The sequence below is a fragment of the Limnohabitans sp. 2KL-1 genome (assembly GCF_003063435.1).
Lineage (GTDB): Bacteria > Pseudomonadota > Gammaproteobacteria > Burkholderiales > Burkholderiaceae_C > Limnohabitans_A.
Map to the genome: position 1 here is coordinate 845,104 of NZ_NESL01000001.1, position 26,649 is coordinate 871,752.

Annotated in this window: 29 protein-coding genes; 19 read left to right on the forward strand and 10 right to left on the reverse strand. The window is 61.8% G+C overall.

All coding sequences use genetic code 11. The annotated features are described in order from the left end of the window. Nucleotides 1-66: 66 nt before the first annotated feature. The 10 genes from B9Z47_RS03955 (at nucleotide 67) to B9Z47_RS04000 (ending at nucleotide 10,395) form a co-directional block, all read left to right on the forward strand. Nucleotides 67-1,158 carry an AI-2E family transporter gene (locus tag B9Z47_RS03955; protein WP_108329886.1) on the forward strand — a complete coding sequence of 364 codons (1,092 nt, stop codon included), beginning with the start codon at nucleotides 67-69 and terminating at the stop codon, nucleotides 1,156-1,158. After that, the gene (gene hda, locus B9Z47_RS03960) at nucleotides 1,155-1,841 is read left to right on the forward strand and encodes a DnaA regulatory inactivator Hda (RefSeq protein WP_108329887.1); all 687 of its coding nucleotides are present in this window, start codon (nucleotides 1,155-1,157) and stop codon (nucleotides 1,839-1,841) included. Before B9Z47_RS03955 ends, hda begins: the two co-directional genes overlap by 4 nt. After that, complete coding sequence (locus tag B9Z47_RS03965) at nucleotides 1,838-2,506, forward strand: HAD family phosphatase (protein WP_108329888.1); 669 nt, start codon at nucleotides 1,838-1,840, stop codon at nucleotides 2,504-2,506. Before hda ends, B9Z47_RS03965 begins: the two co-directional genes overlap by 4 nt. Beyond that, entirely contained in the window at nucleotides 2,503-4,068 is a 1,566-nt protein-coding gene (gene pcnB / locus B9Z47_RS03970) for a polynucleotide adenylyltransferase PcnB (protein WP_108329889.1), read from the forward strand. Before B9Z47_RS03965 ends, pcnB begins: the two co-directional genes overlap by 4 nt. A 21-nt stretch (nucleotides 4,069-4,089) precedes the next feature. Beyond that, nucleotides 4,090-4,578 carry a 2-amino-4-hydroxy-6-hydroxymethyldihydropteridine diphosphokinase gene (gene folK, locus B9Z47_RS03975; protein WP_108329890.1) on the forward strand — a complete coding sequence of 163 codons (489 nt, stop codon included), beginning with the start codon at nucleotides 4,090-4,092 and terminating at the stop codon, nucleotides 4,576-4,578. A 226-nt stretch (nucleotides 4,579-4,804) separates the two neighbouring features. Beyond that, a complete protein-coding gene (locus B9Z47_RS03980; protein WP_108329891.1) occupies nucleotides 4,805-5,452 on the forward strand; it encodes a DUF47 domain-containing protein in 648 nt (215 codons plus the stop codon). Nucleotides 5,453-5,473: 21 nt separating this feature from the next. After that, complete coding sequence (locus B9Z47_RS03985) at nucleotides 5,474-6,487, forward strand: inorganic phosphate transporter (protein ID WP_108329892.1); 1,014 nt, start codon at nucleotides 5,474-5,476, stop codon at nucleotides 6,485-6,487. A gap of 161 nt (nucleotides 6,488-6,648) precedes the next feature. Continuing rightward, nucleotides 6,649-9,243, forward strand: a complete 2,595-nt coding sequence (locus tag B9Z47_RS03990) for an ABC transporter permease (RefSeq protein WP_108329893.1) — start codon at nucleotides 6,649-6,651, stop codon at nucleotides 9,241-9,243. 39 nt (nucleotides 9,244-9,282) lie between these two features. Further along, nucleotides 9,283-9,687, forward strand: coding sequence for a group II truncated hemoglobin (locus B9Z47_RS03995; protein ID WP_108329894.1), 405 nt, complete (start codon nucleotides 9,283-9,285; stop codon nucleotides 9,685-9,687). 69 nt (nucleotides 9,688-9,756) lie between these two features. After that, entirely contained in the window at nucleotides 9,757-10,395 is a 639-nt protein-coding gene (locus tag B9Z47_RS04000; protein WP_108329895.1) for a Smr/MutS family protein, read from the forward strand. Between the two features lie 40 nt (nucleotides 10,396-10,435). Here B9Z47_RS04000 and B9Z47_RS04005 read toward each other — a convergent pair whose 3' ends face one another. Continuing rightward, nucleotides 10,436-11,263, reverse strand: a complete 828-nt coding sequence (locus B9Z47_RS04005) for a symmetrical bis(5'-nucleosyl)-tetraphosphatase (protein ID WP_108329896.1) — start codon at nucleotides 11,261-11,263, stop codon at nucleotides 10,436-10,438. Nucleotides 11,264-11,457: 194 nt separating this feature from the next. On the opposite strand from B9Z47_RS04005, the gene B9Z47_RS04010 reads away from it, so the two are divergent. Then, on the forward strand, nucleotides 11,458-11,751 hold the full coding sequence (locus tag B9Z47_RS04010; RefSeq protein ID WP_108329897.1) for a hypothetical protein: 294 nt from the start codon (nucleotides 11,458-11,460) through the stop codon (nucleotides 11,749-11,751). Between the two features lie 359 nt (nucleotides 11,752-12,110). Here the strand turns inward: B9Z47_RS04010 and B9Z47_RS04015 are convergent, their stop codons facing one another. The 5 genes from B9Z47_RS04015 to B9Z47_RS04035 all read right to left on the reverse strand — a co-directional run bounded on the left by B9Z47_RS04015 (nucleotide 12,111) and on the right by B9Z47_RS04035 (nucleotide 17,305). Next, nucleotides 12,111-12,323 carry a hypothetical protein gene (locus tag B9Z47_RS04015; RefSeq protein WP_108329898.1) on the reverse strand — a complete coding sequence of 71 codons (213 nt, stop codon included), beginning with the start codon at nucleotides 12,321-12,323 and terminating at the stop codon, nucleotides 12,111-12,113. A gap of 287 nt (nucleotides 12,324-12,610) precedes the next feature. Next, nucleotides 12,611-13,120 carry a hypothetical protein gene (locus tag B9Z47_RS04020; protein ID WP_108329899.1) on the reverse strand — a complete coding sequence of 170 codons (510 nt, stop codon included), beginning with the start codon at nucleotides 13,118-13,120 and terminating at the stop codon, nucleotides 12,611-12,613. Beyond that, complete coding sequence (locus B9Z47_RS19175; protein WP_108329900.1) at nucleotides 13,114-14,946, reverse strand: type IIL restriction-modification enzyme MmeI; 1,833 nt, start codon at nucleotides 14,944-14,946, stop codon at nucleotides 13,114-13,116. Before B9Z47_RS19175 ends, B9Z47_RS04020 begins: the two co-directional genes overlap by 7 nt. 21 nt (nucleotides 14,947-14,967) lie before the next feature. Further along, entirely contained in the window at nucleotides 14,968-16,941 is a 1,974-nt protein-coding gene (locus tag B9Z47_RS19180; RefSeq protein WP_108329901.1) for a DNA methyltransferase, read from the reverse strand. Between the two features lie 37 nt (nucleotides 16,942-16,978). Beyond that, nucleotides 16,979-17,305 (reverse strand): DUF6172 family protein, encoded by a 327-nt coding sequence (locus B9Z47_RS04035; protein ID WP_108329902.1) that lies wholly within the window; start codon nucleotides 17,303-17,305, stop codon nucleotides 16,979-16,981. Between the two features lie 137 nt (nucleotides 17,306-17,442). On the opposite strand from B9Z47_RS04035, the gene B9Z47_RS04040 reads away from it, so the two are divergent. Continuing rightward, nucleotides 17,443-17,727, forward strand: a complete 285-nt coding sequence (locus B9Z47_RS04040) for a hypothetical protein (RefSeq protein ID WP_108329903.1) — start codon at nucleotides 17,443-17,445, stop codon at nucleotides 17,725-17,727. Next, nucleotides 17,693-18,196: a TA system VapC family ribonuclease toxin gene (locus B9Z47_RS04045; RefSeq protein ID WP_108329904.1), complete on the forward strand. Its 504-nt coding sequence runs from the start codon at nucleotides 17,693-17,695 to the stop codon at nucleotides 18,194-18,196. Before B9Z47_RS04040 ends, B9Z47_RS04045 begins: the two co-directional genes overlap by 35 nt. A 19-nt stretch (nucleotides 18,197-18,215) precedes the next feature. Here the strand turns inward: B9Z47_RS04045 and B9Z47_RS04050 are convergent, their stop codons facing one another. From B9Z47_RS04050 to B9Z47_RS04060, 3 genes are read right to left on the reverse strand one after another with little or no spacing between them, the layout of a single operon-like run. Then, entirely contained in the window at nucleotides 18,216-18,689 is a 474-nt protein-coding gene (locus tag B9Z47_RS04050) for a hypothetical protein (RefSeq protein ID WP_108329905.1), read from the reverse strand. 5 nt (nucleotides 18,690-18,694) lie between these two features. Continuing rightward, entirely contained in the window at nucleotides 18,695-19,990 is a 1,296-nt protein-coding gene (gene hemL / locus B9Z47_RS04055) for a glutamate-1-semialdehyde 2,1-aminomutase (protein WP_108329906.1), read from the reverse strand. A gap of 17 nt (nucleotides 19,991-20,007) precedes the next feature. Further along, a complete protein-coding gene (locus tag B9Z47_RS04060) occupies nucleotides 20,008-20,952 on the reverse strand; it encodes a bifunctional hydroxymethylpyrimidine kinase/phosphomethylpyrimidine kinase (RefSeq protein ID WP_108329907.1) in 945 nt (314 codons plus the stop codon). A gap of 102 nt (nucleotides 20,953-21,054) precedes the next feature. Here B9Z47_RS04060 and B9Z47_RS04065 point away from each other — a divergent pair, with 102 nt between their 5' ends. Next, on the forward strand, nucleotides 21,055-21,225 hold the full coding sequence (locus B9Z47_RS04065) for a rubredoxin (RefSeq protein WP_108329908.1): 171 nt from the start codon (nucleotides 21,055-21,057) through the stop codon (nucleotides 21,223-21,225). Between the two features lie 37 nt (nucleotides 21,226-21,262). Here B9Z47_RS04065 and B9Z47_RS04070 read toward each other — a convergent pair whose 3' ends face one another. After that, entirely contained in the window at nucleotides 21,263-22,741 is a 1,479-nt protein-coding gene (locus B9Z47_RS04070) for a deoxyribodipyrimidine photo-lyase (protein WP_108329909.1), read from the reverse strand. A 74-nt stretch (nucleotides 22,742-22,815) separates the two neighbouring features. Between B9Z47_RS04070 and B9Z47_RS04075 the strand changes: the two genes are divergently transcribed. Genes B9Z47_RS04075 through B9Z47_RS04095 form a run of 5 tightly spaced genes read left to right on the forward strand, consistent with a single transcriptional unit; the run spans nucleotide 22,816 to nucleotide 26,613 of the window. Further along, nucleotides 22,816-23,415, forward strand: coding sequence for a YqgE/AlgH family protein (locus B9Z47_RS04075; RefSeq protein WP_108329910.1), 600 nt, complete (start codon nucleotides 22,816-22,818; stop codon nucleotides 23,413-23,415). After that, a complete protein-coding gene (gene ruvX / locus B9Z47_RS04080; protein ID WP_108329911.1) occupies nucleotides 23,412-23,828 on the forward strand; it encodes a Holliday junction resolvase RuvX in 417 nt (138 codons plus the stop codon). The genes B9Z47_RS04075 and ruvX overlap by 4 nt, the downstream gene beginning before the upstream one ends. After that, on the forward strand, nucleotides 23,825-24,325 hold the full coding sequence (gene pyrR, locus B9Z47_RS04085) for a bifunctional pyr operon transcriptional regulator/uracil phosphoribosyltransferase PyrR (protein ID WP_108329912.1): 501 nt from the start codon (nucleotides 23,825-23,827) through the stop codon (nucleotides 24,323-24,325). Before ruvX ends, pyrR begins: the two co-directional genes overlap by 4 nt. Before the next feature lie 16 nt (nucleotides 24,326-24,341). After that, nucleotides 24,342-25,307: an aspartate carbamoyltransferase catalytic subunit gene (locus B9Z47_RS04090; RefSeq protein WP_108329913.1), complete on the forward strand. Its 966-nt coding sequence runs from the start codon at nucleotides 24,342-24,344 to the stop codon at nucleotides 25,305-25,307. Nucleotides 25,308-25,317: 10 nt separating this feature from the next. Beyond that, nucleotides 25,318-26,613: a dihydroorotase gene (locus B9Z47_RS04095; protein ID WP_108329914.1), complete on the forward strand. Its 1,296-nt coding sequence runs from the start codon at nucleotides 25,318-25,320 to the stop codon at nucleotides 26,611-26,613. The last annotated feature ends 36 nt before the right edge of the window (nucleotides 26,614-26,649 follow it).

Consider the following 26,649-nt stretch of genomic DNA (forward strand, 5'->3'; position numbering starts at 1 on the left):
TGAGCATTTCAGGCGACCATCTGCAAAACACGAGACCCCCCCTTGCAAGCACCTCTCCCATTTTTGATGACCCGCCTGGCCGCTTGGCTGGGTGTGGCCTTGGTCGGCGTGCTGGTTTTCTGGTTGCTCGCTCCCGTTTTGGCCCCGTTTGTGATCGCGGCGGTCATGGCGTATGTCTTGCATCCTCTGGTGCTGCGTGTCGAGGCGGTGGCCTCGGGTCGCTTGCCTCGCGTTTTAGCGGTGTTGTTGGTCGAGGTCCTGGCTTTGTTGGCCCTGCTGGGATTGTTTTTGTTGCTGGTGCCGATCGTTGTGCGCGAGTGGCCTTTGCTGAAGCAGCAATTGCCCCTGCTGCTTGATCGTCTGGGCGACGGCCTGAACCCCCTGTTGGCCCAATTGGGCTTGAATGTCTCGCTCGATTTGGGTGATTTGAAAAAACAGCTGGTGGCTTACTTCAGCGCCAACCGTGAAGATTGGTGGGCACCGCTGATGTTCTCGCTCAGGCTGGGCGGCAGCGTGACGTTGGCCCTGGTCGGGTACTCGGTGCTGGTGCCGGTGGCCTTGTTTTACATGCTCCATGACTGGACACGCTTGGTCAACAGCGTGGTCGAGTTGGTTCCGCCCGCCTGGCGCGACCGTTTTGACAGCTTCATGTCCGAAAGTGACCGGGTGCTGGGCGAGTACCTGAGGGGGCAATTGCTGGTGATGCTGGCCTTGGCCGTGTTTTATGCGGTGGGCCTGAGTTTGTTTGGTCTGGATCTGGCCTTGCCCATTGGTGTATTCACCGGCCTGGCCGTGTTTGTGCCCTATCTGGGCTTTGGTCTGGGGCTGGCGGTGTCTTTGCTGGCGGGTTTGCTGCAGTTCGGATCGGCGCATGCCGTGGTCATGGTGGCGGTGGTCTATGGTTTGGGGCAGTTGATCGAGAGCTTTGTGCTGACCCCGCGTCTGGTGGGCGAGCGCATTGGTTTGCACCCATTGGCCGTCATTTTGGCGTTGATGGCGTTCGGGCAGGTGCTGGGCTTTGTGGGGGTGCTGATGGCCTTGCCGGCGAGCGCGGTTTTGTTGGTGGGCCTGCGCCGTTTACGCCACCAGTACCTGCAAAGCGATCTGTACCAAAAAAGCGGTTCGGGTGCTGCCGAGCAAGGACCTGGTCAGGCATGAAGCAACTGGCTTTGGACATCGGCTTGGCGACAACGCCCACGCTGGACAATTTCTTTGCAGGCCCAAACGAGGCCGCTTTGAGCCATCTGCGTTTGTGGACGGCATCTCACAACCGATCGCCAGTGCCCAGCTACCTGTGGGGCGAGAGCGGCTCGGGCAAAACCCATTTGCTGCACGCTGTGCACCACGCCCTGAAAGAGCAAGGTGCTCAGGTGGGTTGGCTCGATGCCCACACCATGGACCCGCCCGAGTTCAACGACAGCTGGGCCGCAGTGCTGATGGACGATGTGCACCTGTACAACTCGGAGCAGCAGCACACGGCGTTCAATTGGTTTGTGAATGCCCTCACGCCCCGCAGCGGGACGCCGCGTTGGGTGTTGGCCGCCGGCGCTTTGCCGCCAGCCGATTTGAAGCTGCGCGACGATTTGCGCAGCCGCTTGGGTTGGGGCCACATCCATGCGCTGCATGTGCTGGATGAGCCCGAGCGCCGCGCTGTGCTGCGGCAAGAGGCCGATGCCCGGGGCTTGTTTTTGAGCGATGAGGTCATGTCCTACATGCTCAAGCGCTTTTCGCGTGATTTGGGCAGCCTGATGCAGTTGCTCGATCACCTGGACCACTATGCTTTGCAAACGCAGCGCGCCCTCACCATTCCCTTGGTGCGCGCGATGCTGGAGAACGAATGAAACTCGCGCTGTTTGACCTCGACCACACCTTGCTGCCGCTGGACTCTGACCACACCTGGGGCGTGTTCACCACGGAGATGGGCTGGACCGACCCGGCGGTGTTCAGCCAACGCAACGATGAGTTCTATGCCCACTACCAGGCGGGTACGCTGGACATCCACGATTACGTGCGCTTTGCCACCCGCGCTGCCCGCGAGCGCGGCGCAGCCGAGGCGGCCCATGCCCATGCCCGTTACATGGACGAAGTGATCCGCCCCCGCATCACGCCCGAAGCGCTGGCGCTGGTACGATCGCACCAACATGCGGGTGACACGGTCATGATCGTGACCGCCACCAACGAGTTTGTGACCCGCCCGATTGCCCAGGCGTTCGGCGTCAGCGAGCTGATTGCCGTGGAGCTTGAGCGTGACGCTTCGGGCTGGATCACTGGCGAAATCAAGGGCACGCCGTCATTTCGGGAGGGCAAGGTTACCCGTGTCGCCCAGTGGCTGGCCCAGCAAGGGCTGGACTGGGGCGATGTGGAGATGAGCTTTTACTCGGACTCCATGAACGACCTGCCGCTTTTGGAAAAGGCCCACCATCCGGTGGCAACGAACCCTGACGCTCGGTTGCGTCAACTGGCCACTGAGCGTGGCTGGCGCATCCTCGAACTGTTTCAAGAATGATCAAACAATTCATCACCAAGCTGATGGGCAAATCGCCCAAAAGCAACAAGCCGAATTTTGGCCGCCGCACAGAAGTCCCCGCATCGGTGCATGGCATCGACCCGAACCTGGTGGACGAGCGCGCCATCAACGTGACGCACACCCTGCAGCAAGCCGGGTTTGAGGCCTACATCGTGGGCGGTGCTGTGCGCGATCTGTTGCTGGGCCTGCGCCCCAAAGACTTCGACGTGGCCACCGACGCCACACCTGAGCAGGTCAAAAACCTGTTTCGCCGCGCTTTCATCATCGGGCGGCGCTTTCGTATCGTGCACGTGGTCTATGGCCGGGGGCGTGACAACGAGGTGATCGAGGTGTCCACTTTCCGTGCGCATCTGGACAACGCTGCGGCCGAGCAGGTCAAAGGCAATGAGCGCACCAGCAAGCGGCAACTCGAAGGCATGCACCACGCGGTGGATTCGACAGGCCGTGTGCTGCGCGACAACGTCTGGGGCCCGCAGGACGAAGACGCCACCCGCCGCGACTTCACTGTCAACGCCCTTTACTACGACCCCGAGTCGCAGATCGTGGTGGATTACCACGGCGGCATTCAGGATTCGAAAAAGCGCGTGCTGCGCATGATCGGTGACCCGGTGGCGCGTTACCGCGAAGACCCGGTTCGCATCATCCGTGCGGTGCGTTTTGCCGCCAAGCTCAGCCCGCTGGGCTTCAAGCTTGAAGCCAAGACCGCCAAACCGCTCACACAGTCTGCGGCCTTGTTGGCCGATGTGCCGCAAAGCCGCCTGTTTGACGAAATGCTCAAACTGTTGCAAACCGGGCACGCCTTGGCGTCCATCGCGCAGTTGAAGAACCTGGGCTTGGCCACGGGCATCTACCCCTTGCTGGATGTGGTGGTGGAGCGGGCTGACAGCGCTTTTGTGCAAGTGGCCTTGGCCGACACCGACCGGCGTGTGGGTGAAGGCAAGCCCGTGGCCCCCAGCTTTTTGTTGGCCTGCGTGTTGTGGGCCGATGTGCGCGAGGGCTGGGCGGCCCGCCTGGCGCGCAAGGAACACCCGCACCCGGCTTTGCAAGACGCGATCGATGAGGTGTTTGACGCCCGCATTGGCGATGTGTCCGGCCGGGGCAAGCTGGCGGCCGACATGCGTGAAATCTGGATGATGCAGCCGCGCTTTGAAAAGCGCGTGGGCAGCACGCCGTTTGGTTTGGTCGAGCAGCCGCGTTTTCGCGCTGGCTTCGATTTCCTGCGCCTGCGCGCTGACATCGCCGAAGTCGACGAGCGCCTGGCCGACTGGTGGCAGGAGTTCAGCATGGCCAGCGATGCCGAGCGTGAGGACCTGGTGCAGGCGGCCAAAGCAGAGCAGCAAGCCTTGCAAGCAGCGGCCAAGCCCCGCGTGCGCCGAGCCCCTCGGCCTGAAGGCGCCCCTGCGTCCGTGGGGGCTGAGTCTCGCGCGGCCCCCGCCGAGCCAGCCAGCGCCGATGATGGTGCTGCTAAAAAACGCCGTCGGCGTCGTCGCAAGCCCGGTGCTGGTCCCGATCAGGCGGGCGCTGCGGACAGTGCCGACTAAATCGGTGACCGCAGCCAGGTGATGTCAACGGTGCGAGATCCCGTGATCGCGGATGTGGCGCTCGGGGCCAATCTGGGCGACGCCCTTCAAACGGTGCGGCAGACCCTGGAGGCGCTGTCGAGTTTGCCCGGTTCACGGTTGATCGCCCACTCACGCTTGTACCGCACGGCACCCCAACAAGCGCAAGGTCCGGACTTCATCAACGCGGTGGCGCGGCTCGAAACCCGTTTGACCGCCCCCGATTTGCTGGACGCGCTGCAGGCCCTCGAACATCAGGCGGGGCGCTTGCGCCCCTACATGCACGCACCGCGCACGCTGGACTTGGACCTGCTGTTTTACGGCGATGCCCAAATGCACAGCCCGCGCCTGATGCTGCCGCACCCACGCTGGCGAGACAGGGCTTTTGTGCTTTACCCCTTGGCCGATGTGGCGCCGGAGCGCGTCAGCGATGAGGACCTGACCCGTGTTGCGGGGCAGGCCATTGAACGTTTGCCACCGGTGGTGTCATGAATGCCTTTGGCAGCTTGCCGGTCTCTTTGCAGACGGTGTTGCTCTTGCTGGCCAGCCATGTGTTCATGATTACCTGTGGGCCGCCTTGTGCATGGTGGGGGCGGTTTATTTCATTTTCCGCAGCGGCTGACCGGGGTGTTGTCGATCTGGCTGTATCCAGCGGTTAAACTTGCCGCTGTCACGAAATCGTCACATTCGTTCACTTTCCGTCATCAGGAGCTACCCCATGCTGTTTGGCAAATTGCTGCCCAAAGAAGGCAACTTCTTCGAACTGTTCAACCAACACGCAGAGCGCATTGTGGAAGCGGCTCGGGCCTTTTCCAATCTGGTGGCCAATTACAACGATGTGCATTTGCGCGAGAAGTACAACCGCGATGTGGACAACGCCGAACACGCCGCCGACCGTGTGACCCAGGAGGTCAACCGCCTGATCCACACCACCTTCATCACCCCGATTGACCGCGAACAAATCCACGCCCTCATCAACCTGATGGACGATGTGGCCGATTTGATCCAAGACTCGGCCGAAACCATGGCGTTGTACGACGTGCGCCACATGACCGAAGAAATCACCCGCCTGACCGATTTGTCGGTCAAGTGCTGCGAGCGGGTGCAGGATGCGGTCAAGTTGCTGGCCAAGATTGGTGAGCCTTCGGTGGCCGAGGCAGCCCTCAAGACCTGCGAGGAAATCGACCGCCTGGAGTCCGATGCGGACCGCGTGATGCGCAGTGCCATGAGCAAATTGTTCCGCGACGAACCCGATGTGCGTGAAATCATCAAGCTCAAAGCCATTTACGAACTGCTGGAAACCATCACCGACAAGTGTGAAGACGTGGCCAACCAGATCGAGGGCATCGTCCTCGAAAACTCCTGATCCGAACCGGGAATCCTGACTATGGAAACCGTACAAGCGGCCTTGTGGGTGGTGGCCTTGCTGGTCGCCCTGGCGCTGATTTTTGACTTCATGAATGGCTTTCATGATGCCGCCAACTCGATCGCGACCGTGGTGTCCACGGGCGTGCTCAAGCCTGGTCAGGCGGTCATCTTTGCTGCCTTTTTCAACTTCATTGCCATTTTTGTCTTCCACCTGAGTGTGGCGGCCACGGTGGGCAAAGGCATCGTCCAGCCGGGCATTGTGGACACGCATGTGGTCTTCGGTGCGCTGGTGGGGGCCATCACCTGGAACGTCATCACCTGGTACTACGGCATCCCCAGTAGCTCCTCGCATGCCTTGATCGGCGGCATTGTGGGCGCAGTGATCGCCAAAGCCGGGGCGGGCGCTTTGATTTCCACCGGCATCATGAAGACCGTGGCCTTCATTTTTGTGTCGCCCTTGCTGGGCTTTTTGCTCGGTTCCTTGATGATGGTGGCGGTCGCCCACATCTTCAGACGTGCCAGGCCTTCCAAGGTGGACAAATGGTTCCGCCGCCTGCAGCTGGTGTCTGCCGGGGCTTACAGCCTGGGGCATGGTGGCAACGATGCGCAAAAAACAATCGGCATCATTTGGCTGTTGTTGATCGCCACGGGCTATGCCACGACGGCTGACGCCTCGCCACCGACTTGGGTCATTGTTAGCTGCTACATGGCGATTGGCTTGGGCACCATGTTCGGCGGCTGGCGCATTGTCAAAACCATGGGTCAAAAAATCACCAAGCTCAAACCCGTTGGCGGTTTTTGTGCCGAAACCGGTGGGGCCATGACCTTGTTCCTGGCCACCACGCTGGGCATTCCCGTCTCCACCACGCACACCATCACCGGGGCCATTGTGGGTGTGGGCTCCACCCAACGTGCCAGCGCCGTGCGCTGGGGCGTGGCGGGCAACATCGTCTGGGCCTGGGTTTTGACCATTCCAGCCAGTGCCTTTGTGGCGGCCATGGCCTATTGGGTCAGCTTCCAGATTTTTGACTGAACCCCGGGCTGGCCCTGCCTTGCGGCGTCCAAGCCGCCTGATGGAACAAGTCAGGCGGCTTTTTTTTTAATGTGCTTGGTGGGCGATTTTCGGTTCAGGACGGAGCCTGATCGCAAGTCCTTTGGCCTGTCAGACCTCTGAGTCTGCGGTAAGGTCAGGGCATGAACAATCAATCCTGGATGCACGGTTTCAAGCTTGGCGCTCGCCAGTTGTGGCGCGACTTGCGGGCGGGCGAGTTGCGGCTTTTGATGGTGTCGGTGGCGTTGGCTGTGGCCGCCTTGACTGCGGTGGGTTTTCTGGCCGACCGGATGCAGTCCGGCTTGTGGCGCGATGCGCGCCAGCTGCTGGGCGGCGATGCGGTGGTGGTCAGCGACCAGCGCACGCCCGAAGCCTTTGTCCAGCAGGCCCGCGATGCGGGCTTGCAGATCAACACCAATGTGAGTTTCCCCACCATGGCCCGGGCCATGGTGCCCGCATCCCATGCGGCTGGGCAAGCGGGTTTCAGCGCCCAAACCCCACCCCCCGCCACCCGCCTGGTGGCCCTGAAAGCGGTGGAGCCCGGCTACCCGCTGCGCGGCCGTCTCGACATCGCGGCCCAAGCACCTCACAACACCACCACGGCACCAGCCCTCGATGCCGCCAGCGGCATCCCTCCCGCAGGCGAGGTCTGGGTCGATGTGGCTTTGCTGGATGCCCTGAATCTGCAAGTGGGCCAGATGCTGGGCTTGGGTGAACGCAACTTGCGCATCGGTGCCACCATCACCCGTGAACCAGACCGGGGCGCGGGCTTCATGGGTTTTGCGCCCCGCGTGATGATCAACATGGCCGATTTGGCCTCGACTGGCCTGGTGCAGCCCGCCAGCCGCGTCAGCTGGCGCATGGCCGTGGCGGGCAACGATGCGGCCGTTGCCCGCTTTTTACCGTGGGCGCAGGCCGAGGCCGACCAGGCCAATGTGCGCGGGGTCAAAATCGAGTCGCTCGACAGCGGTCGGCCCGAAATGCGCCAGACCCTGGACCGGGCTTCGCAGTTTTTGAACCTGGTGGCTTTGCTGGCAGCATTGTTGTGCGCCGTGGCCGTGGCTTTGGCGGCCCGCAGTTTCGCGGAGCGTCAGCTGGATGCCTGTGCTTTGCTGCGGGTTTTGGGTCAAAGCCAGCGCACGCTCACATTGAGTTACGGTCTGGAGTTTCTGGGTGCAGGCTTGGTGGCCAGCGTGTTGGGGGTGTGTACTGGTTATCTGGTGCACTTGGGTTTTGTGCAACTGCTCATTGGTCTGGTGGACGCGAATTTGCCTTCAGCCACGCTGCAACCTGCGCTGATGGGCATGGCCATGGGCCTGACCTTGCTGGTAGCCTTTGGTCTGCCACCGGTGCTTCAGCTGGCCAAGGTGCCGCCACTGCGTGTGATCCGGCGTGATTTGGGTAACGTCCAGGTGCGTTCGGGGCTGGTGCTGGTCATGGGTTTGCTGGGTTTTGCGCTCACTTTGCTCATGGTCAGCCGTAACCTGACGCTCGGCCTGATCACCGTGGGCGGTTTTGCGCTGGCGCTGTTGGTGTTTGCCGGTTTGGCCGCAGCGGCTTTGTATTTGCTGCGTCGCGCGGTGCCCGATGAGACCGCCCCGCGCTGGCTGCGCCTGGCGACCCGGCAGGTGGCCGCACGACCGGTGTTTGCGGTGGTGCAGGTCAGTGCTTTGTCGGTGGGTTTGCTGGCGCTGGCTTTGCTGGTGCTGTTGCGCACCGACCTGATCGCCAGCTGGCGGCAGGCCACGCCTGTGAACGCGCCCGACCGCTTTGTCATCAACGTGCAGCCCGAGCAGGCCGAGGCCTTTTTGGCGCATCTGAAAACTGCGGGCGTGCAGTCGCCCGACTGGTTTCCCATGATTCGGGGCCGCTTGGTGGCCATCAATGGCCGTCCCGTGGGGCCCCAGGACATCGTGGCGGATCGCGGCAAGCGGCTGATCGACCGTGAAATCAATTTGTCACACACTGCTCAATTGCCCGCCCACAACCCTTTGGTGGCTGGACGCTGGCAGGCCGAAGAGCCTGGTGGGGTCAGTGTGGAGCAGGGTATGGCCGAGGCGCTGCGCCTGAAGCTGGGTGACCGCCTGGGCTTTGACATTGCCGGTCAGATGCACGAGGCGCAGGTGACCTCTTTGCGCAAGGTGGACTGGGCGTCGATGCGGGCCAACTTTTTCATGTTGTTTCCGGTCTCGAGCTTGCCCGACTGGCCCATGACTTACATGGCCGCCTTTCGCTCGCCCGACAACGTGCCGGGTTTTGAAAATGCCATGGTCAATGCCTTTCCCAACATCACCAGCGTGGACATGCGCAGCACCCTGGCCCAGGTGCAGCGCGTGATGGACCAGGTGATCCGTGCGGTGGAGTTTTTGTTTGCTTTCACCCTGGCCGCAGGCCTGATGGTGTTGTTGGCCGCTGTGGGGGCGAGCCGCCAGGCGCGTGAACGCGAATACGCCATCATGCGAGCGCTGGGGGCCGGACGCGGCTTGCTGGCCCAGGTGCAACGCACCGAGTTGTTGGGCATTGGCTGGCTTGCGGGCTTCATGGCCAGTGCCATGGCCTTGGTGGTGGGCTGGGCATTGGCCCGCTACGCTTTTGAGTTTGTCTGGCAGCCGCCGCTGTGGGCACCGCTGGCCGGGGGGCTGGCTGGTGCCTTGCTGGCTTGGGCAGCGGGCAGCTTGAGCCTGGCCGGGGTGCTGCGCCAACCTGTGGTGCAGACATTGCGTCAGGCTGCGCAATGATGACCTGAGATGGCCCCGAACATTGCACAATCGAATCCTATGAACATCGAAGAAAAGTCTCCGGCCGACAACCCTTTTGAGTGGATCGGTGGTGAAGCGACCGTGCGGTCACTCACCGACCGTTTTTATGACCTGATGGACCTGGAGCCAGCTTACCAGGCCTTGCGCGCAGCGCATGGCAGCAGCTTGCAGGATGCCCGCGACAAACTGTTCTGGTTTTTGTGCGGCTGGTTGGGCGGTCCCTCGCATTACACCGAGCGCTTTGGTCACCCGCGTTTGCGCATGCGCCACATGCCTTTTTCCATCGGGGTTCTGGAGCGCGATCAATGGCTGGCCTGCATGGACCAGGCCATGACCGAGCTGCAGGTTGACACCGTGCTGCGGCAACGGCTCAACGACAGTTTTTTCAAAACCGCCGATTGGATGCGCAACCGGGGTGCTTGATGCGCCTTGTGCGCCATCCAGCCCCCTGTTTCGAAACCATCCCTTGAATCGCCCAGCCAGGAGCCCCACGTGAAAATCAACGCGCTGCAAGACCTGAAAAAAGTGCGCCAGCAGCTGGCCGAGGCCCATGCGCAGGCCCAGGCCCAAGCCGCTGCCCAAGCGCTGGCCGTGCGCCAGCGTGAGGCTGAACGCCATCTGTTTGTCCGCGCCGTGGGTGCGGTGCAGCGTCTGCCCACACACGACCAGGTCAGCCTGGACGGACCCAGCCCAGCCCCCATCGCGCACCAGCGCCTCAAGGACAACGAAGCGGTGCTGCGCGATTGCCTGAGCGACGAATTCGACGCCAGCACCTTGCTGGACACCGACGACGCCCTGAGCTTTCGACGACCCGGCATCGGGCGCGACGTGATCCACAAACTGCGCAAAGGTGACTGGTCGATTCAGCGCGAGATTGATCTGCACGGCCTGCGCAGCGAAGAAGCACGGGCGGCGCTGGCCGAATTCATCCGCCTGGCACACCGCCAAGGCCTGCGCTGCCTGCGCGTGGTCCATGGCAAAGGCCTGGGCTCACCTGGCAAAACCCCGGTGCTCAAGTCCAAGGTGCACAGCTGGCTAGTCCAAAAAAACCAGGTCATGGCCTTTGTGCAGGCCAAGCCCGCCGAGGGCGGTGCAGGTGCCTTGGTGGTTTTGCTCAAACCCGGCGGCTGAAGGCCCCATCGGGACTCGCGAGATCGTGCGGTGGCTGCATTCAGCCGGGCACTTGTGCCTGTTCGCAAACCACCTGCACCAAGCTGCGATGCCCGTCATCGGCTTGGCGCATGGCGCTCAGGCAGCCACCCCAGACACAACCTGTGTCCAAAGCCCATACATTGCTGCGGTCTGGCCGGCCCAGCGTGGACCAATGGCCAAAGGCCACCGTGATGTCGGCCGTGCGCCGACCCGGCACATCGAACCAAGGCATGAAGCCTGCCGGGGCCAGCGCGGCACTGTCCTTGGTGGCAAATTCCATGGTCCCATCGGCCGCACAAAAGCGCAGCCGCGTCAAGGCGTTGACCACCACACGCCAACGCGCCAGACCCGTCAAATCGTCGCGCCAGGCGGCTGGCTCGTTGCCATACATGTGGGCCAAAAAATAGGGCAAATCCGGCCCGCGCAAAACGGCCTGCACCTCGTCCGCCAAAGACAAGGTCTGCGCGAGGGTCCAGCCGGGCAAGACCCCCGCATGCACCGACAACACGCCATGAGACCACAAGGCCAGGTGCTGCTGGCGCAGCCAGCCGATCAAGGCCTCACGGTCGGGCGCTTGCAGCAGCCCGTCCAGCGTGTCCAGTCGCTTGGTGTGGCTGTGACCCAAAGCCACGGCCAAAGCATGCAAGTCATGGTTGCCCAGCAGGCACTGCACACTGCCTTGCAGCGCCATCAAGCGGCGCAGCACGCCCACAGAATCGGGGCCCCGATTGACCAGATCACCCAAAACAATCAGTTGGTCACGGCTGGGCGAAAACGCCACCTCGTCCAGCAAGCGCGCCAAGGGCGCGTCGCAGCCTTGAATGTCACCGACCCAGTAAATCGCCATGTTGTTGCCCCTTTTTGTCCATCACGTCGCCCTGAACGGGCCAGGGTGGCATTGTGGACGATGGGCGTGGGGCCAGTCAGGACGGACCCTGGAGTGGCCGTGCAAAAAAAGGATGGGGTCGCCACAGCGAGCAAGACCAGCAAGCCATCCCTAAAATACAACCATTGTTTTCATTTAAAAATCGGAGACCTACCATGCTGGAAATGCTGATCTGGATCGTTTTGGCCGCAATGGCGCTGCTGATCGGTGCCAGCTTGCTGGCCAGTGCGGTGCTGTTGGTCGGCTTGTTGGGTAGCATTTTTATCGTCACCCCAATCAAAGGCCTGACCCGAATGGGCGCTGCCCTGCGCGGCAAAGCGCCACCCACATGGACACAGCAAAACAGTTGGAGTGAAGACTTGGCGCTGAGCTTGCCAGAAGACAAAGCGCTGCTGCTGGCCGCAGGGGCCGTACTGGGTTATGCACTGGCCACCCCAGACAAAGACTGAAAGAAGCTGGCGGTGCCGGATTCGAACCGGATAATAGATGTCCGAAAACCTCTAACCATTCCCATTGGAAACAACCGCCAGCCCGCAGGAATCATAAGGCAATACCAAAGTACCTGCGCTTGATTGAAATCAGCGCGTGCCGGGGTGCATCAAATCCTGGATTGAGAATCTGGTTCGTTTCGGACGTTGTTTTTGGGGTCCCGGCACACCTCTTGGTGGATGCGGTTGAATGAACTAGTTGATCGTGGCGAATGGTTCCGTGTCAAGTCTTTGTACTTGATTGGCCTTTAACCCTTCCTATGGGAAACAAGAATCACACAAACTGCCCGCTTTCATCACTTCGGATGCATCGTTGAAATTCATTGGGGTAAATTTTTTATTTTACGCCAATAGTCCATAAAAATTGCAAAGACGAAATCGACCAACAGGGCAAACATAGCAATGACTTCTTGGAGCAGAATGCATGTCGCCAGCACCCACAATGCGATAGTGATCGGTCGTGGCATGAAAAGCGAAAAGACGATCAGCGGTATGCAGGCGCTGCGGGGTACATGCAAATAGGGTGTGGTCATCGCTGTCCTTGAGATGATCTCTGACTGAGGGGCAGTGCGAAAGAAGCTGGCGATGCCGGATTCGAACCGGATAATAGCGACCGAGGCCCCTAACCCTTCCCATTGGAAACAACCGCCAGCCCGTGGGAATCATAAAGCAATACCAAAGTACCTTTGCGTGATTAAAATCAGCGCGTGCCGGGGGTACATCAGCTCCTGGATTTTGATTCTGGTCCGTTTCGGACGTAAAGGTTGGGGACCCGGTGCACCTTTTTGAGAATCGGCCAAATGTAAGCGCCAAGCCGATCTCAGTCTTCTAAATTCAACAGTTCCTCGTCGTCATCATCTTCGTCGGCTGCCCGTGTGCTTTCGTTGATGTTGTGCTGAAGCAGCTGCAGGGCGAGCGACGGAAACTCTGCCATTGACCAAAGCCGCTTGTATTCGGCTTCCCCGTGAGTCTGGAGCACCGTTGTTGCCGCGTCGGCAATGGCTTGTGCAAACTCCAATCGATCGGTGTCGAAGGTCATTTGCCATTCGGTTTCACCGGGGTCACCGAACATGGACATGTCTTCGTAAGCCGTGATGCCCACTTGAATGCCGCCGGATATGGGGCTGAATGACCAGCGGTAGGTGCCGGGTTCATCGATCAGGTCAACGGACATGGCTCTTGCACCCATCAAAGCGGCGTTGGCCATCATCACCAGTTGGGCCAGTCCATGCGTCAGATAAGACACCCGTAGCACACGGACTTGTTCTTCGTGCCGGACTTCGCAGCGTGCCCAACCGACACCGCGCAATGTGTAGTTGATCTTCAGCATGACGCGTAAGTCTCGCCCTGTTGGCGCACCCGGCCAATGGCCACCAGCGTGTCCAGGATGACCGGCAGGCGGTCGCGCCAGCGGCCTTTGGCTTTGAAGTGGGCGGCGATGGCGTCCATGTCCAGCGGGACGGGGGTGGCGCTGAGCACGGCGGCCACGGCTTTGATTTGTTCGGGCACGGTGGTCGGCCAGGCTTGTTGACTGGCGGGCTTGGCCGTGGCTGCGTGGCTGGCGTTTTCGGTGTCTTCGGCATCGGCTGTGTCGATGCCCGAGTTTTTCTTCGTGCTTTGCTTTGTTTTGGTCTTTGTTCCTGACTGTGTGGCCGTGTCGTGGTCCATGTCCAGGCTGGCTTGTTGGGCCACGGGGGGCGCTTTGGGTGTTGCCGGGTTTTGGTAATCGGGGCGCAGCCAGCGGATGGTGCCGCTGGCTTCTTCGGCAGCGCGGCGGGTGTTCAGGTCCACCAGGCGCAGCAGCAGGGCGTCGGTCCAGGCGGCGTGGGCGGCGTCGTTCTGGTGCGGCACGGGGCCGAGGTCGCTCCAGCCATAGGCTTGCAGCACGGCGGCATCGAGTTCGTCGTGCAGCGTGCGCAGCACCGACACCAGGCCTTGCTCGTGCATGGTTTTGTCTTTGGCGGTCAGGGCTTCGCCGTTGCGCAGTTTTTCCAGCACGTTGTACATGCCGGTGAGCGTGAGGTCCGGGTGTGCGGCTTGTTGGGTTTTGCGGTGCGCGTCGAGTTGCTCGGCCAGCAGGCGGATGCGCTCGGTCAGCGCAGGCGTGAGGCCGGTGTCTTCGGCGGGGAAGGGGAAGGTTTCGAAGCAGGTGGTTTTGACGTAGACGGGGCGATCTTCCAGCGTGCTTCCGGCAGCGAGAGTCCAAGTCACGTGTATTTCGCTGCTCAAAATGCCCAATTGCAGTCCGTCCTGCAGCGCAATCGCCACCAGTTTGTTGTCTGGCAGAACGGTGTCATTGAGAAATTGAAAGACCCGGTGTTTCGCGGTTTCCACAGTGACTATGTAGCGAGGCAAACCGTCAAGTGCCATTCGCAAATCTTCCCGCAAACGGCGGTGCAGCCACCATCGAGTTCTCAACAGTTCATTGCGGTTGACATCTCTTTCTGGCTTGACGCGCTCCAAGACCCATTGATAGACAGAGGGAAATTCTTCTCGTACTTGGTCTGCTGTCAGACCAAAAAGGTCAATCACCATCACATCCCGTGGAGTTCCCGTGAGGTCGCGACCGTTGCGATATTCGCGAATATGCTTTTCAATTCCAGTGACAGCGCCGAGGCCAAGTTGGGATGCCTCTGGACGCGTCACGATAAAGCCAGCACCACCCAACTCGAACCCGCGATTGGAAATTCCAAAAGTAGATTTCAGCGGCTTGGCCGCCGCCACATTCGCCCCAATGCGCAGGTCCGCGTGCAGCAGGCCTTGGGCTTCGCTCAGGGTAACGGCCACTTCGCCATCGTCTTGCGGGGTTTCGCTTTGCACCGTGAGCAAGCGGCCGGTGTGCTCGCCCGCTTGCGCGGCGGTCATGGCGATGCGCACGGCCGCGCCGTTGGCGCCGTCCACCCAGGGGTGGTCTGCCACCGCGAAAACAAGCGAGATGGGTTTCAGGCTGGGGGGCGCAAGGCTGGGGGCCGATTTCTGCGCGTTTGGCAGCATGAGGCCCCCGGCCTTGCGCCCTGCTGCCTTGCCAGCGACAGTCTCAGCGTCAGTGGGGTTCCAAGACCCGTCCAGCGCCGCCTGCATCACGCGGCGGTTGAAGGTTTGTTTGATGCTGTTGGTGGTGATGAAACCAAAGCGCTGGGCTTTGTCTGCGCTCACGGTTTGCGCGGCCTGGTGCCACTAGTACATGACCAAGTCTGCGCTTTCGGGCACCTCGGGCCAACTGCTGCGCAGGGCGTCTACATAGCCGTCACCCAAGGCCGAGCGCATGGTGCTGGCCCCAATGAAAGGCGGGTTGCCCACAATGAAATGCACCTGCGGCCACTGCGCTTTGCGCGGGTTGATGTAGCGCATTTGCACCACTTGGGCAGATTCGTCGGGCACGTCCAGCCCGGTGACCGGGTGCGGCTTGACGGTTTTGCCGTCCCAGCGGGTGACGATGCGGCCTGCTTCGTCTTTCAGGGGCTCGGTGCTGTCATAGGCCAGCACGGCGTCGCGGTTTTGGATGTTGCCGTAGTCGTGCACCACCGGCTCGGCGATGTTGCCCACGCCCACGGTGCGGGCTTGCCACTGCAGGTAGCCAATCCACAGCACCAGCTCGGCCAGGGCCGCAGCGCGGCTGTTCAGCTCAATCCCCTGCAGTTGCTGCAGGCTGACGGTTTCGCCTTCGAGGTTGAGGCTGTTTTGGCCTGCGTCCAGTGATTCGAGCAGGTTGAGCACTTCGCCTTCCAGGCGTTTGAGGTGTTCCAGCGTCACGTACAAAAAGTTGCCACTGCCGCAGGCCGGGTCCAGCACGAGCACGCTGCACAGGCGGTGGTGAAAGGCTTGGACGGTCTGGATGGCTTCGCGCTTTTTGGCGCGGGCGTCGGCGCGCAGATGGTCGATTTCTTTCAGTTCTTCTCTGACTTTGTGGTTGGCCTCGCGCTGGGCTTTTTGTTTGAGGGCCAGCGCATCGGACAGTCGATCGGCCTCGGCGTTCAGGGCTTCGTGTTCGCCCATCAGGACCATGGTGGCGGCCTGGGTGTCGTTCCACTCGGCCCGCAGGGGGTCGATGACGGTGGGGATGACCAAGCGGTCCACATAGGCGCGGGGTGTGAAGTGCGCGCCCAGGGCGTGGCGTTCGTCGGGGTCCAGGGCGCGTTCGAGCAGGGTGCCAAAGATGGCGGGCTCTACCTCGGTCCAGTTGGCTTTGGCGGCAGTCAGCAGGCCGTCGATTTGGCTGGTGTTCAGCAGCAGGGCGTAGCCTTCGGACTGTGAGGCCTTGAAAAGTTTGCCGTTGAACTTGCGCACTTCGCGGGCCAGCGCGGCGCTGAAGCCGCCCCGGTCCATGTCGGCCCACAGGGCTTGCAGCATGCGTTGCAGGGTGGGCGGATGGGTGCGGTGGGTTTGCAGCAGTTCGGTGAAGGCGCCTTTGCCTTCGCTTTTACCTTCACCCTTTTCGCTGGCGGGCAGCAGGCCCACGTCTTCGGCAAACATGCTGAACAGGCAGCGGGTGAGGAAAGCGCCCACTTGGTGGGCTGGGTGGTCATCGGCCTCCAGGCTTTTGGCCACGGCGGCCAGCACGCTGGCCACTTCGCGGGTGACTTTGGCGTTGGCGCGGCTGGGGTCCAGCGCCATGGGGTCGGTCCAGACGAGGCGCAGACGCTGGCGGATTTTCTCGTCGCGCAGGTCTTGCAGCTTGATCTGGTGGCTGCGGGGGTCGGGATAGGGGATGTAGTTGCCGCCCGTGCGGCTGAATTCGGCAAACAGCTGGATGACCTGACCCACGTCGACCACCATGATGATGGGCGGACGGCCCTCGGCGGCGGGCAGGGCGCGGGCGTAGTTTTGCGCTTGGGCGTGTGCGCCGATCAGCGTTTTGCTGTAGCTTTTGGTGTGGCTGCCAATGTTGACTTTTTTGGCTTCGAGGATGAAGTGGCCGCGTTTGTAGCAGTCCACATACCGGTCGGATTCCTGGCCGTCGGCATGCGCTTCTTTCAAAGCGCGTTCAAACATGTAGTCGCGGTCTGCGGTGGCGTGCGGTCTGGGCACTTCCAGCAGTTCGCACAGTTCAATGATGAAGCTTTGCGATGTGGCTCGTTCGCTGGCCGTGCTGATTGCCCAGCGCTGGATGAATTTTTCGGTACGCTCGTCTGCTGTATTTGTCAGGTCCATGATTCATATCATAGACCTTGAAATAGCTATTTTGTTTTCAATACTGAGCGTCTTGTGTCGGGTCTTCGTAGTCGTCCTGCGCCTTGATCACGCGCATGCCGTGCTTGCTCAAAATTTCCACATACACCGAGCTGGCACCTGTTTGGGCGGCTGCGTCCACGGCTTCGATGACACCACTCACGCGCACCACTTCGGCGGTGTCGGCGGTCAGACCGACCTTGCAGTCAAAGTCCCAAAAGTCCACGCCCTTGGGCACGTCGCGGTTGCGCTCGCGTTTGAAGTATTTGCGGATGTCGTGCTTGACGGCTTCGAGCACGCGGTCGGGGTGCTTGCCTTCGGCTTGCAGGGGGAAGTTCTTTTTCATGGGGAGTCCAGGGGTATAGGCAAGCGCCCGGTCCGGACGTGAATGCAGGGGCGAATTATGCCGGTTTGTCCTGGCGGCTTGGCGCTGTTGGGTTGAGTTGCTTGTGCATATTGATGCATTCATGCAAAAATGCAGACATGCGTACTTCACTTGACATCCCCGATCCGCTGTTCAAGCACCTCAAAACCCGGGCCGCCCAAGAAGGTCGAACCCTGCGCGACCTGGTCATTGAGCTGGTCGAGCGGGGTTTGACCGCCCGCGAGGTGGTGGACCCGCAAAAGCGGTTTGAAGCCAGGCCCCCGGTCATTCCAAACCAGGGGCCATTGCAGCTGGATCTGAGCAAATTGACCAATGCCGATTTGTATGAATTGATCAACGAGGAAGACGATGAGCGAACCATCCAGCTCTTGGGGCGTGGCTGAGGCCTCTGCCAATTGGCGCCTGGCACCGGGCGATTTGCCCGATGTGAATGTCTGGGTGGGGCTGTGCAGCGCAGCGCACCCGTTTCATGCGGCGGCCATGCGCTATTGGCAATCGGCTTGCGAGGCTGGAACGCCTTTGTGGTTTTGCCGCACCACCATGATGGGCTTGGTGCGGGTGCTGTCCCAGCCCCGTGCAATGGGCCCCAATGCTTTGAATTTGACGCAAGCCATGACCCTGTACCGGCAATGGCTGGACACGCCTGCTGTTGGCTTACTGGCCGATCCGGCCGGTTTGGATGATGCGATTGAACAGCTTTTGGGGTGTCGGGGGGCACCGCAGCCTGTCCGTTTGTGGACCGATTTGGGACTGGCGGCCACCGCCCAAAGTGCAGGCCTGCGCATGGTCACCTTTGACCGTGATTTCGAGCGTTTCGGGCTGGCGCGTTGCCTGATTTTGCAAAGGGCGTGAGCCCCTTGGCCCCGGCCGGTCAGCGCCCCGACTGAAACCGGTACTTGAGCTGAAAGCTCACCGCGCCATAGAGCCGGTCTTTGAGCGGTGGCACCAGCGCCACATTCAGGCCCCAATGCCCGCTTTCCAAACTGGCGGTCGGGATGATGGCCGGAAACCAGCCGCCGTCAAACGCTTTGGGGTAACCATTGAACGCCCCGGCCACCACACCCAGCTTGACTGGCCCTACACGCCAGGGTTGGTAATACGCCCCGATGTAGCTGGAGTGGGCGTTGTCGCTGTTGATGAAGCGCCCGGCGGTGGCGCTCCAGTCGTCGTCCAGTTTGTATTCGAACCCCAGCCCCGGGTTGGCGTTGCGCAGGCCTTTGTCGGTGTCAAAGTGGGCTGAGTAAAAACCTGCGTTGACCCAAAGGCGGCTGCTGTCGAAGTCGGTTTGCGCTGCAGCGCTCAGCCCGACCAGGCAGGCGCTCATCAGGCAGGCCAGGCGTTTCATGGGGCTCAGAGGGTTTTGAACACGTCTGCCGCCACCTGCACGGTCTCTGCGATGTCGGCTTCGGTGTGGGCTGCGCTCACAAAACCGGCTTCGTACAGCGCGGGGGCGATGTAGACGCCGCCATCGAGCAGACCGTGGAACAGCTTGTTGAACTTGGGGCTGTCGCTGGTCATGACCTTGGCGTAGTTTTGCGGCAGCTCGGGCAGCAGGAAAAAGCCGAACATGCCGCCTTGGCAATCGCCCACAAAGGGCACACCCGCCGCAGCGGCGGCACCCGTCAGGCCATCGACCAGGCTTTGGGTGCGAGCGCTCAGGGCATCAAAAAAGCCGGGTTTGGCAATTTCGCGCAGCGTTGTGAGGCCGCAGGCCGTGGCCACCGGGTTGCCGCTGAGCGTGCCTGCTTGGTAGACCGGGCCTGTGGGGGCTAATTTGGACATGATCTCGCGGGGGCCGCCAAAAGCAGCCAGTGGCATGCCGCCGCCGATCACTTTGCCCAGCACCGTCATGTCGGGCTTGAAGCCGGGGATCAATTGGGCATAAACGCTTTGTGCGCTACCGAGGGCCACGCGGAAACCGGACATCACTTCGTCAAACACCAACAGCGCACCGTGCTCGGAGCACAGCTCGCGGCAACGTGTCATGAAGGGCACGCTGGCCCGCACAAAGTTCATGTTGCCCGCAATCGGCTCGATCATCACGCAAGCCAATTCTTTGCCGTGCAGTGCAAAGGCTTCTTCCAGTTGGGCGATGTTGTTGTATTCGAGCACCAAGGTGTCGCGCACCACCTCGGGCGGCACGCCCGCGCTGGTGGGGTTGCCAAAGGTGGCCAGGCCTGACCCTGCCTTGACCAGCAGCGCATCGGCGTGGCCGTGGTAGCAGCCTTCGAACTTGATGAACTTGGTGCGACCGGTGGCGCCGCGTGCCAAGCGCAGTGCGCTCATGCCCGCTTCGGTGCCCGAGCTGACCAGGCGCACCATTTCCATCGAGGGCACATGTTTCAAAATTTCTTCAGCCAGCTCGATCTCGCGCTCGGTGGGGGCACCAAACGAGAAACCGTCGAGGGCGGCTTTTTGCACCGCTTCGAGCACGGCGGGGTGGCTGTGGCCCAGGATCATGGGGCCCCAGGAGCCAATGTAGTCGATGTATTTCTGGCCGTTGGCGTCCCAAAAATAAGCGCCTTGGGCGCGTTGCACAAAGCGGGGTGTGCCGCCCACGGCGCGAAAGGCGCGCACGGGTGAATTGACCCCCCCGGGGATCACCTGGGCAGCGCGGTCAAAAAGGGTTTGGTTGCGGTCGGTCATCGTGTTTGTCTCTGGCTTCAGTGTTTGGTTTCGTTGAATGGCACTTCAAAGTAATCAGCGCCGGGGTGAACTTCGGGGCCTGCTTCTTCGTCGGTTTCTTCACCTTCGGGCAGCGCCCAAAACAGGCGGTCCGGAATGACCTGACCCATGCCGGGCCGAAAGCCCTCGTCCAGGCAGCGGTCCAGGTAGTGCAGGGCCTCGCTGGCGGCTTCGGTCAGGTCCATGCCGGTGGCCAGCAAGGCGGCGAGAGCCGCGGTCAGGGTGTCACCTGCACCGGCAAACACCGCTTCAATGCGTTCGAACTTTTCATGGGCCAAGACCGTTTCGGGTGAGGCCAGCACGTTGTCGATGTGTTGGTCGGGCAAGGGCAGGCCAGTCACCAGGGTGTACGGCACGCCCAACTCAGCGGCGGCATGGGCGATGTCGCGCGGCCCGGGGTTGCGCTCGCCTGTCCATTCAGGCAGGAGCCACCGGCGCAGCGTGCTGTGGTGGCCCACCAGAACGCTGGTTTGGGGCAGCAGCAATTCCCGGAACGCGTCCAGATAAGCGTCGATCTTGTCGTCTTCCCACCAGGACAAATTGGGCATGTAGGCCACCACCGGCACGCCGTCGTAGTCGTCGGCCAGCTCGGCAATCACGGCCAGGCTCTCGGGCGTGCCAACAAAGCCCACCTTGATGACCTGCACCGGCACATCTTCGGCCACGGCGCGGGCCTGGTCGTGCACGGCTTCTTCGTCCAGAGGGTAAAAATCGGTGATGCTGGTGGTGTCGCGCACATAAGCGCCGGTGCACACCGGCATGCAATGTGCGCCGACCGAGGCCATGGCCGTGGCGTCACACGTCAGGCCACCCGCGCCGCTGGGGTCGTTGGCATTGAACGACAGCACACAGGCCAAGCCGGCAGCATCTTCGGCATCCAGCGCATCGGTTTCGGTTGGCAGTTCGGGCTTGTGATCGGTCATGAAATGCGAATTGCAGGGTGCTTCGGAAGGTCTTCAGCCGGGCACTCGGCTCGCCCGATACAATCAAATCATTCTATTCGACTCTCTGATTGCGACACTGTGATGGAACACAAAACTTGGATGTGCCTGATTTGCGGCTGGATCTATGACGAAGCCATGGGTGACCCCGAGCATGGCATTGCGCCCGGCACCAAATGGGAAGACGTCCCCATGAACTGGACTTGCCCCGAGTGCGCGGCCCGCAAGGAAGACTTCGAGATGGTGGCGATCTGATCTCATCAGAGCGCAGACTGCCCTTGCTCAGGCCGTCTTATTCAGACGGCTTTTTCTTGACCACTGCATACCGTGCCAATGTTTTGTCGCGGGCTTCGGCATGGTCTACAACGGGTGCGGGGTAGGTCTTGCCGATGACCACCCCGGCCGCTTGTAACTCCAGCGGCTTGGCCAGCCAGGGTGCGTGCAGCGCGGCCGTGGGCAAGGTCGCCAGCTCCGGCACGTAGCGGCGGATGAATTTGCCTTCGGGGTCAAATTTTTCGCTTTGGCTGATGGGGTTGAAGATGCGGAAGTACGGCTGCGCATCGCAACCGCTGGAGCTGGCCCACTGCCAGCCGCCGTTGTTGGCCGACAGGTCAAAGTCGTTCAGGTGCGTAGCGAAGTATTTTTCGCCCCAGCGCCAGTCCACCCCCAGGTCTTTGCACAAAAAGCTGGCCACCACCATGCGCAGGCGGTTGTGCATGTAGCCGGTTTGGTTGAGCTGGCGCATGGCCGCGTCCACCAGAGGGTAGCCGGTGCGGGCTTCGCACCAAGCGTCAAACAGTTTGTGGGCGTGGGGGCCGTGCTCCCAGTGGATGGCGTCGTAGTCGGGTTTGAAGCTTTTGCTGTGGCCCACATGCGCGAAGTTGTGCAGCACCTGCACATAAAAGTCACGCCAAATGAGTTCGGACAGCCACACATTCGCCCCCACGCTGCCCGCCAGCATGCGGGCATGGGCCTCGCGGGCCAGCTGCCGGATCGACACGGTGCCAAATCGCAAATGCACACTCAGATAGCTGGGGCCTTTGATGGCCGGGAAGTTGCGCGTGTCTTCGTAGTGGTCGATGCGGGTCAGAAAGTCCTGCAGCAAAGCCTGGGCACCGGATTCACCCGTCGGGATTTTCAAGGCCTGCAGGTTGGTCGGCTCAAAGCCGATGTCTGCCAAGCTGGGCACCGGGTGGGCCAGATCGTCGGGGCGCGGGGCCAGGCGTTTGGCCAGTGGGGCCACGTCGAAAGCCTGCAGGTCCTCGGGGGTGATTTTTTTGAGCCAGGCGTTTTTGTAGGGTGTGAACACGCTGAAGGGCTTGGCCATCTGGGTCAGCACTTCGTTGCGCTCAAACACCACATGGTCCTTGAAGGTGTGCAGCACGATGCCGTGGTCGGCCAGGTGTCCGCGCACCTGGATGTCGCGTGCCAGCGCCTGGGGCTCGTCGTCGTGGTTGGCAAACACCGCCTGTGCTTGCAGGTGCTGGGCCAGTTTGACGATTTTGTCCTTGGCCACGCCGTGACGCACGATCAGGCCCGCTTGGGGGTGGCCCGCCAGTTCGCGCAAACGGGCATCGACTTCGACCAGCGACTCGCGGATGAACTCGACCCGGCGGTCGGCGCGGGGCAGGGCGTTCAGGATTTCGGTGTCGAACACGAACACCACATGCACGCGCTGGCAGTGTTTCAGGGCTTGGTGCAGGGCGGCATGGTCGCTCACGCGCAGGTCGCGCCGCAGCCAGACCAGACCACAAGAAAAAGGGGTTTCCATCAGGGTTTGCCAGGTTGGATCAATCAAGGCACCTTCAGCCCAACCCGCAGGGGCCAGACCGCTAAAATCGGCGCATGACAGATTGTGCCTCCATCGACCTCAAGCATCATTTCCTGATCGCCATGCCCGGGTTGGAAGACGAGACTTTTTCCCGCAGCGTGATCTACATGTGCGAGCACGGCCCGCGAGGGGCCATGGGCCTGATCATCAACAAACCCTCTGACATCAGCATGCGCCACCTGTTTGACAAGGTGGATTTGCCGCTGCGCCGTGAAGACCTGCTGGAAAACCCGGTGGGTCAAGGCGGCCCGGTGCAAACCGAGCGCGGCTTTGTGCTGCACGATCCGCTGAACGTTGACAAGTCTGAACAGGAAGGCGGCTCGATTTACGCCTCGACCCTCACCGTGCCCGGCGGTCTGGAGATGACCACCTCGCGCGATGTGCTGGAAGCCCTCTCTTCGGGCGCAGGCCCGCGCCGGGTTCTGGTTACGCTGGGCTATGCGTCCTGGGGTGAAGGGCAGCTTGAATCGGAGCTGGGTGAAAACACCTGGCTCACGGTGCCCGCATCGGCCGATCTGGTGTTTGAGGTGCCCATGGCCGAGCGTTACGACCGCGCCCTGGACCTGCTGGGCCTTAAAAGCTGGATGCTTTCGCCCGACGCGGGGCACGCATGAGCGGCGCTAACGACGTGGCGGTGCCCGCCAGCCACCAGAGTTTTCTGGCTTTTGACTATGGCCTCAAGCGCACAGGCGTGGCCGTGGGCAACCGGCTCATGAAAACCGCCACCCCGCAAGGCACGATTGCCGCCGAGGGCGATGCCCGGTTTGAGCACATTGCCAAACGCATCAAAGAGTGGCAACCCGATGCGCTGGTGATCGGCGTGCCCACCCATCCCGATGGCGGCGAGCACGAAAACACCTTGCGCGCCCGCAAATTCGGCCGCCAGCTGCGTGGCCGCTTTGGTCTGGCGGTGTACGAGGTGGATGAGCGCTACACCACCACCGAGGCCCATTCCTACGGTGCCAAAGACGCCGATGCCGCAGCGGCGGCGATCATTCTTGACCAATTTTTAAGGAATATCCCATGAGCGCACTCGCCCTCAATGCCGAAGCCTTGTACCCGGAACTGCTGCGCGGTGTGCGCAGCCTGTGCAAGTCGGATACCCGCTTGGTGGGCATCACTTCGGGCGGGGCCTGGCTGGCCGAGCGCCTGCAACGCGACCTGGGTCTGAGTGGTGAATCGGGCCGCGTGTCTTCGCTCATGCACCGCGACGACTTTGCCCAGCGCGGCCTGTCGGCGGGTGGGCAGACCCACTTGCCGTTTGAGGTCGACGGTGCGGACATTCTGGTGCTCGACGATGTGCTCTACACCGGCCGCACCATCCGCGCCGTGCTCAATGAAATCTTCGACTATGGCCGTCCGGCCCGGGTGCAACTGGCGGTGCTGGTGGACCGGGGCGGGCGTCAGCTGCCCATCCAGGCCGACTTTGCCGCCGCCCGCGTGGCTCTGCCTGAAACGCAATCGCTGGCGCTGGCCCGCGATGCAGCGGGCACTTTCAGTTTTGACGTGGAGAACAAAGCCTGATCGAGGTGAAAACAACATGCTCTACAAACGCAACAACCCCCAACTCAACAAAAACGGCGAGCTGATCCACCTGCTCTCCACCGAAGGCCTGTCCAAGGACATCCTCACCCACATCCTCGACACAGCGGCCAGCTTTGTCAGCGTGAGCGACCGCGAGGTGAAAAAGGTGCCCCTTTTGCGCGGCAAGAGCGTGTTCAACCTGTTTTTTGAAAACAGCACCCGCACCCGCACCACCTTCGACATCGCCGCCACCCGCCTGTCGGCCGATGTCTACACACTCGATATTGCGCGTTCGTCGGCCAGCAAAGGTGAGTCGCTGCTAGACACCATCGCCAACCTGAGCGCCATGGCCGCCGACATCTTTGTGGTGCGCCACAGCGAATCGGGCGCGCCGTATCTGATTGCCCAGCATGTCGCGCCCCATGTGCATGTGGTCAACGCGGGCGACGGCCGACACGCCCACCCCACCCAGGGCTTGCTGGACATGTTCACCATCCGGCATTACAAAAAAGACTTCTCCAACCTCACTGTGGCCATCGTCGGCGACGTGCTGCACTCGCGGGTTGCGCGGTCAGACATCCACGCGCTGACCACGCTGGGCTGCGCTGAAGTGCGTGTGGTCGGCCCCAAAACGCTGGTACCTGCTGACATGGCCCAGATGGGCGTGCGCGTCTTCAATAACCTCGAAGAAGGCATCAAGGGCTGCGACGTGGTCATCATGCTGCGCCTGCAAAACGAACGCATGAGCGGCGCGCTGCTGCCCTCCAGCCAGGAATACTTTGAGAGCTTTGGCTTGACGCCTGAGAAGCTTCAGCTGGCCAAGTCCGACGCCATCGTCATGCACCCTGGCCCGATCAATCGGGGGGTCGAGATCGATTCCGCCGTGGTGGACGGCCAACAAAGCGTGATCCTGCCGCAGGTGACCTTCGGCATCGCCGTGCGCATGGCGGTGATGAGCATCGTCGCGGGCAACGAGGCATAAGGACAAGAACATGAAGATCCTGATTCAAAACGGCCGCGTCATCGACCCCGCCAGCGGTTTTGACCAAACCGCCGACCTGGCCATTGCCGCCGGGCGCATCGTGGCCATGGGCCAGGCACCTGCCGACTTCACGCCCAACCGGGTGATCGATGCCCAGGGCTGCATCGTCGCCCCTGGTCTGGTGGACCTGGCGGCGCGCTTGCGCGAACCCGGCCAGGAGCACGCGGGCATGCTGGAGAGCGAAATGGCCGCTGCTGTGGCCGGTGGCGTGACCAGCCTGGTCTGCCCGCCCGACACCGAACCGGTGCTCGACGAGCCCGGTCTGGTCGAGATGCTGCGCTACCGCGCCGAAAAATTGCACCAGGCCCGCGTGCTGCCCCTGGGCGCACTCACGGTGGGCTTGAAAGGCGATGTGCTGACCGAAATGGGCCAGCTGACAGCAGCCGGTTGCGTGGGTTTCAGCCAGGCCGAAGTGGCGCTGGCCAACACCCAGGTGGTGCAGCGCGCCTTGCAATACGCCAGCTCGTTTGGCTTCACCGTCTGGTTGCGCCCGCAAGAGTTTTACCTGGGCAAAGGCGTGGCCGCCAGCGGGGCACTGGCCACGCGCATGGGCTTGTCGGGCGTGCCGGTGGCCGCCGAAACCATTGCCCTGCACACGATTTTTGAGTTGGTGCGCAGCACCCGTGCCCGCGTGCACCTGTGCCGCATCAGCAGTGCCCAAGGTGTGGAACTGGTCCGCCAGGCCAAGGCCGAGGGCCTACCGGTCACGGCTGACGTGAGCATCAACTCGCTGCACCTGACCGATGCCGACATGGGCTACTTTGACAGCCGTGCGCGCCTGACGCCCGTGTTGCGCCAGCAGCGCGACCGCGATGCCCTGCGTGCCGGTCTGGCCGATGGCACGCTCGATGCATTGGTGTCGGACCACACCCCGGTTGACGCCGATGCCAAGGCCCTGCCTTTTGCCGAAGCCGAACCCGGTGCCACCGGCATGGAACTGCTGTGGAGCCTGGCGCTCAAGTGGGGGCAGGACGACGGCGTTGATCTGGTCAAAGTGCTCTCGCGCATCACGGCCCATCCCGCCCGCGTGCTGGGCACGGTGCTGGGCAGCTTGCAAGACTCGGTGGGCCAATTGGCAGTGGGCGGTGCGGCCGATGTGTGCGTGCTGTCGGCCGACGGCCACTGGCCTGTCACCGAAGCATCGCTGCGCAGCCAGGGCAAGAGCACCCCGTTTTCGGGTTACGAGCTGCCCGGCCGCGTGCTGGCCACCCTGGTGGGCGGGCATGTGGTGTTTGAAGCCAAGTGACGTTCTTTCCTGCGAGCCATCGTGTGGACGTTCTTG